At 65.0% G+C, this 6,784-nt stretch carries 3 protein-coding genes; 1 reads left to right on the top strand and 2 read right to left on the bottom strand.

Going from position 1 to position 6,784, the window contains the following annotated elements; all coding sequences use genetic code 11:
* On the bottom strand, positions 1–596 hold a 596-nt coding region (locus VG899_09185; protein ID HWA66525.1), incomplete at its 3' end, for a hypothetical protein.
* Between the two features lie 28 nt (positions 597–624).
* Entirely contained in the window at positions 625–4,743 is a 4,119-nt protein-coding gene (locus VG899_09180; GenBank protein ID HWA66524.1) for a DUF6531 domain-containing protein, read from the bottom strand.
* Positions 4,744–5,333: 590 nt separating this feature from the next.
* Here VG899_09180 and VG899_09175 point away from each other — a divergent pair.
* Complete coding sequence (locus tag VG899_09175; GenBank protein ID HWA66523.1) at positions 5,334–6,779, top strand: cellulase family glycosylhydrolase; 1,446 nt, start codon at positions 5,334–5,336, stop codon at positions 6,777–6,779.
* The last annotated feature ends 5 nt before the right edge of the window (positions 6,780–6,784 follow it).

Genomic DNA, 6,784 nt, shown 5'->3' with positions numbered 1-6,784 from the left:
GTCCAGGTCGTCCCGGGCAGCGTGGTGAGCGCGTGTTCGATGAGTACGAGCTCGTCGCCCTCGTTGGTGGTCGTTATTGACGGCGCGGTGACGCTGGACTGTCCATAGGCGGTGCCCGCCGCCGAGGTGGTGTCGATCGGGTTGTTGGTGTCGACGCCACGGTAGATCAGTGCGATCACGGTCTTGGAGTGGATGTTGAGACCTTGGTTGAAGGTGACGGTGGCACCGGTTTCGTTGCCGGTCGCGGTGCGCCGGTAGACGACCGTGACCTCCCCGGGATCGGTCGCCGGGTAGCTCCCGACCAGCGTGTAACCGGCGGGTGTCGTGGCGTCTTGGTTGTTCTCCTCGTTCACCGCGAGCAGGATCTGATCTCCCGCTTTCGGGGCCGGGCTGAAGGTCACGGACAGGCTCGTCGCGGTACCAACCGAGTCAGCCTTGGTAGCGGCACCGACAAGGGTGATCGGAGCCGGGCTCCCGACCTGCTCGATCGGCATGTCGTTCGGCCCGTAGATGAAACTGTCGGCACCGTCGCCGGTGACGAGAGGCACGTCGCCGGAGACCTGGTCGTAACTGAAGGCGCTGGCGGTTCCGTTCACGGTCTTGGTGGTGCGAAGACCGTCACCGTCATAACCGTAAGTTGCGGTGCTGGCATTGCGGGTGAATCCGGGTGAGCTCGTTCGCAGCGTTGTAGCTGTAGCTCGTGGGCGCTCCAACCGCCGGCGTGTATCCGGTGCGGTCGCCACGGGCATCGTAGGTGTAGGCAGTGCCGCCCGCAGAGCTTGCTGTTTGGGTGAGCTCGTCGGCCGGGTCATAGGACAGAGTCGTGCCGTCCGGGGTGCTGGTGAGGTTGCCGTCCGCGTCGTATGAATAGGCACCGCTGCTCACCCCTGGCGTGTTCGTCGTGTACTGAGCGAGCTGATCGAGGGCGTTGTAGCCGTAGGACTCGGCGGGTGGTGCGGTCGTCCCTCCGGCGGTGACACCGGTCAGGTCGTTGTTCGGGTCTCTGGTGTAGGCGTAGTCGGCGAGAGTCGAGCCTCCACCGGTATCGGTCAGGCCAGACATCGAGTCATCGGCCCGATAGGTATCAGCCTCGACAACCCCATTCGGATAGTCAGTGTCGATGAGATCCCCATCAGGGTCATAAGCGAACGACGTGGTATCACCCTCCCAGTCGGCAACCGAAACCAACCGACCCGCGGGGTCGTAGCTGCGAGTCACGTTCTTGCCGTTCGGGTAGGTGATCGTCGTCGGATCACCATCGAGGTCGTAGCCGTAGGAGCCGCTCTTTCCAGCACCGTTCGTTGTCGAGGTGAGCCAGCCCGCAAGGTTGTAGCTGTAGGTGCTGGTGCCGCTTCCATCGGTCATCGCGGTCCGCCTGCCATCGGCGTCGTAGCGGTAGACGACGGCGGGCGTGTTGTCGCTGTAGGCAACAGAGGTGAGCCGACCGGTTGAGTCGTAGCCGTAGCTGGTTGTTAACGACCCGGCCGTGCCCGGTTGGGCTAAGGTGCTCAGCCACCCTGCGGTGTTGTAGCCGTAGGAGGTGGTGATCCCGTTCGGGTTTGTCGCTGTCGGGGGTGTGGTGCTCGCGGTTAGCTCGCCGAGCGCGTTGTAGCTGTAGGTGGTGGTGCGCCCGAGGCCGTTGGTCTGGCCTGTCACCTGACCATCGCCGTTGTAGGTCGTTGAGGTCGTCGTGCCGTCGGGGCGACCTACTGAGATCTGCTCACCGTCCCCGTCGTATCCGTAGGTGGTGGTCTGTCCACGCGGATCGGTTGAGGACGTGAGGTTTCCGTTGGCGTCGTACCGATACGACGTCGCGTTGCCGAGCGCGCTGGTCTGTGACACGACGCGGCCGTCTTGGTCACGGGTGTAGACGGTGGTGTATGCAGCAGGATCCCCGTCCGGAGCGTTGCCGCGTGGACTGACCGATGAGTAGAGCCACCCGAGTCCGTTCGCGCACCCACTGGCACATGAGTAGGAGTACGTCGTCTCATCGCCGTCCGGATCGGTCACCGAGGTCACGTCGCCATCGCTGTCATAACCGATGTGCGTCTGGCTCCCGCGCGGGTCGGTGATAGTCGTGGGCATCCCGGGATTGGCGCTATCCGCGTAGCTGTAGGTCGTGGTCGCGGTGCGCTGACCGTCGACCGGTTGCGACTCGGAGATCAGGTTGCCGTTCGAGTCATAGGTAAAGGTCGTGGCGACACCCATGGGATCGGTGACGGTGAGTGGTTCGTCCAGGCTGTTGTAGGTCGCCTGTGTGACCTCGCCGTCAGGGTCAGTCACCGATGTTTGATTGCCCTGGGAATCATAGGTGGCCGACCAGACATGGCCGCCGGGGTCGGTCACGGTACTCACCTGGAGGGCGCCGGGGTTATAGGTGTAAGTGGTGGTTTCGGGGTTCGACGTGCCCACGCCGACCGTGTCCGCGATGAGCTCGTTGTTGCTGTAGGTCTCCAGACTCTGGTTCCCGTCAGGATCGGTCACCGTGACGGTGTTGTCGCCGTTGTAGCCGAAGGCGTAGCGGCGTCCGGCACGGTCGGTTTGGCCGATGACTCGGCCGGCGTCGTCGTAGGTGTTGGTTGCGACGTTGCCGTCGGGATCGGTGTGGGTCAGGAGCTTGTGGTCGGAATCGTAGGTGTACTCGTTCGTGGCGCCCGACGGGTCGGTCACGGAGGTGAGGTTCCCGTCGCCGTCATATGTGTAGGTGGTGACGCGGCCGGCTGGATCGGTCAGCTGCGTAACTTCTCCGGAGTCGTTGTAGGCGAGCCTGATGGCTCGGCCGTTGGAGTCGGTGATCGTGGCAAGCTCGCCATTCGTGTGGTGCAGCGTCAGAGTGTTGCCGTTGAGATCGCTCATCTCGACGAGTGTCCCGGCGTCATCGAAGGTGTAGATCGTCTGTGCCTGCTGGATGTAGGTGAACGATCCGTCTGCGCCTTGCGCAAGCGTGCCGAGGATCGGTTCCGGTGCGGTGTACGTGCCGTCCGCGTTGCGGGTGAAGGGAACGATGCCACCGTTGGTCTCCCCCAGATCGACGATGCTCGCCGTGTCCAACGAGCTCCCGGTCGCGACCGGGTCCACTGACAGAGTCAGCCCGAAATTGCTCGTCCAGCCGTACCCGAACGGACTGGGAAGCTCCGAGTCGAAGCTGTCATACGTGCGGTCGAGATCCAGCTGCGGCCCTCGACCGCCGATCGTCTCATCGGCCTGGGTCAGCAGCATCTGGCCGGTACTCGGATAGACCGGATCGCCGTCCGGGCAACCGCAACCTCCCGATGGGCCGTCGGATGGCGCCCACACGACCCCGGAGCGCGCCACGAATGGCGCGGAGAACTGTGCGGGAGTTGCCTTGACCTCCGCTACGTACGGCTGGCTGCTGCCCTCAACCTGTGCGGTGCAGATCGAGCCACTGCCACAGACTGCGGCAGTTGTCTCGCCGTTGGTCCGGTAGATCACGATCCAGTACGGAGTGAAGTCGACGTCTTGATCGGCGACCGCCGTCAGTGTCGCCTTTCCAACGCCCTGAGGGTGCACATAAAGCCTGACCGTCCATGGCGTCGGGCTGATGGTGATCGGATTGCTGACAGCGACCACCGTGTGTGAGGTCGGGGGCGCACCGTTGGGACTGACATCCGCGACGTACGTCTGGGGTGTCGCCGACCAGCCCACATCGGCGATCGTCGCGATGTCATGGACGGTGGTGCACGGAGTGTGGTCGCCGTCGCAGTAGCCGACGCGATCGCCGGTGGTGGTGTCGTAAATCGCGATGAAATAGGGGGTGTCGTCGATCGTCTGATTCGCCGTCGCTGTCAACACAGCCGTCTGCCCGCTGCCCACCGCTGCGGCAGTCGTCGTCAGTGTGACGGACCAAGCCGCCGGACTGATGATGACGGGGTCGCTGATGGCCACGACATCACTCGCCGTCGGCGGGTCGCCGTGCGGGCTGACGTCTGCTACGTAGGTTTGAGGCGCATCCGACCAGCCCACGCTGGTGGTCGCAGTTGTGTCATCGACGGTACACGGCGTGTGGTCGCCATCGCAGTAGCCCACGCGATCGCCGGTGGTGGTGTCGTAAATCGCGATGAAGTAAGACGGGGTCCCGTCGATTGTCTGGCTTGAGACCGCGGTCAGGGTCGCCTGCTGACCGCCAGTCAATGATGCGGTAGAGGCGGTGAGCGTGATCGACCACCCACCCAGAGGGGAGATCGTCACCGGATCACTGGTCGCGACCACGCCAGCCGAGGTTGGTGACACACCTTGGGGACTGACATCTGCGACGTATACCTCGGGGTCGTCGGTCCAGTCCACGATCGCCGTCTCTATCGTGGCGGTGACATTGCACGGCGTGTGGTCGCCGTCGCAGTAGCCGACGCGATCGCCCGTGGTCGTGTCGTAGATCGCGATGAAGTACGGGGTGTTCGTAATCGGCTGATTCGCCGTTGCTGTCAGCGTCGCCTGCTGCCCGGTCGTCAGCTGCTCGGTCGAACTCGTGAGAGTGACCGCCCATGGCTCAGGCGAGATGGTCACGGTGTTACCAGTGACCACCGCGCTGCCGTTAAGAGTAATCTCGGCCCGATACGTCTGTGCCGTCGCCGTCCAGCCCACCTGAGCGACATAGGCGGTGTAGTTATCCGCGCACGGCGTGTGGTCGGTGTCACAGAACCCAAGACGTACCCCGGTGGTGACGTCGACGATCGCGATCTCGTACGGCGTGTTGTTCAACGTCGATGAGGCCGTCGCCGTCAACGTCGCCGAGGATATCGACGTCACCTCGGCGCGATCAGAGGTCAAGGTGATCGAGGACGGAGGAGGCGGAACGCTGTCTGCTGGACGCGCTGTCCCGCGAGGCTGTGTGAGATCGGGCACTCGTGTGCCCGACCGCTGCTCACGTTGCGCCCTCGGCGCCGCGCTTGCGGCTGCGATACCGCTACCGGCGGCGTCGGCAGGCGTAGCCGCAACAACGAACGACGCGCCGACCACGGCCGAGACCGCAACCACGACCGTCGCGCCCCGAACCAAGCTGTGCTGCGGGCGAAAGGCGGTTCGAATCTGCGTAGCGTTCATGCGATCCCCCAAGCGTTCCGGACCCTGCGCGCGCCCTTCGTTGTGATTGCGTGCACGAAGGAAGTGGCTACGTAGTACCAGGGGGAGCGAGGCCAGACAACGATGGTCCGGCAGGCAAACGGGCTAACACGGGTAACGCCAGACGGCGCATGTGACCGACCACTCCGACGCGGACAGGGGCAGGAGCCCGCTGATTCGCGGCCGTGCGCACGGTCGCCGCTGACTCGGCTTCGCATGCCACGTCACGGAGTTCCTGGCCTAGGTTTGACGGAGTGATTGTCTCGCCGACCCTGCTCCAGCGTCCGGCCACTCGCCGACTGGGTGTGCTCGTCCTGCTCGGCGCGCTGCTGATCGTGCTGACACCCGCAATGGGCTCGACCGCCGCCAGGGCCAAGGGTCGCGCCGAGGCGTGCCGGCGGATGTCACACGGGTACTGCGTCGGGCGCCTGGTCGGCCCGCTCGCGGTGTCAGGTCGCAAGATCCTCGATAAGGGGCAGGGCGGCGTGCCGGTCCTGTTCCAAGGGGTGATGTTCGACGGTCCGGGATGGCTGAAGGGTCAGCCGTCGTACAACGTCCACGGCTTCCCGGACACCGGCGCGATCAACACGCTCAAGGCGTGGGGCGTCAACTTCGTGCGGCTCGCGTTGTCGTCGGACATCTACGACCAGACCTGCCACGAGGACTACGCCGGCAGCTACCCGGCGCCCGGCTATCGCGATGACGTCACGAACAGCATCAAGGCGCTGACCTCGGCGGGAATGTACGTCGAAGTGCTGCTCTACACCTCGAACCCATCGTGCAAGCTCAGCGGCGGCCCCAACACGAGCGGCCTCGCGCCGATGCCGGGGCAGGACGCCGTGACGTTCTGGCAGGCGATCGCGAAAGAGTTCGCGGACAACCCGCTCGTCGGCTTCTCGCCGTGGAACGAGCCTGAGGTCTGCGCGACGGGCGCGTCCACTGCCGAGCCGGTGACGTCGACGTGCAGCCAGAGCGACCTCGACGCGGGCTGGGCGAAGAGCCTGACGATGAAAGCCGACATCACCTATGCCGACGTCGGCATGGACCGGTTGTTCCAGGTGATCCACAAGGCGGCGCCGGCGAGCCTGGTGTTCCTCGACGCCAACGGCTGGGCCGCGCAGCCCGAGACCTACGCGTCGCTGCCCGCCGACATGGCGACGGCGAACGACCTCGTCGACGTGCTCCACCCCTACGACTGCCAGGACCGTACGCCGGCGGACAAGACCGCGAAGCAGAAGACGACCGCCGTCTGCGTCAACTCCTCACCCGAGCTGTGCGGCACCATCGCGCCGCGGCTCGCGACGTTCGACTCCGACCTGTACACCCACGCACGGCTCGCGCAACCGGTCGTGTACGACGAGGTCGGCTTCCCGGAGGGCGAGCAGGTGTACGAAGCGGCCCGCCGGTCGTTCGGGCGGACCGTCGAGGCGCCGATCAAGCTCTACCAGCACGGTCTCTACCTCAACAACTTCATCGCGTCGGCGGAAGCTCGCGGTGAAGGGTTCGCGGTCTTCACCTTCAACGACAGCGACACCGGCTCTACCTGGAACGGGCCGTATCTGCTCACGAAACAGCCGGTAGCACCCGGCGACAAGGGCCCGTGGCCGGCATCGGTCGACGGTGCCGTGGTCAAGCGGGCGGGCACCGGCGCGCCGGTGACCTGCCAGAGCCCGCCTTCCGGTTACGACACCTTCGGCTGACCCGG

The sequence above is a fragment of the Mycobacteriales bacterium genome (assembly GCA_035550055.1).
Classification (GTDB): Bacteria; Actinomycetota; Actinomycetes; order JAFAQI01; family JAFAQI01; genus DASZTV01.
The sequence above is the reverse complement of the archived record's forward strand: the minus strand, read 5'-3'. Positions and strand labels throughout refer to the sequence as shown.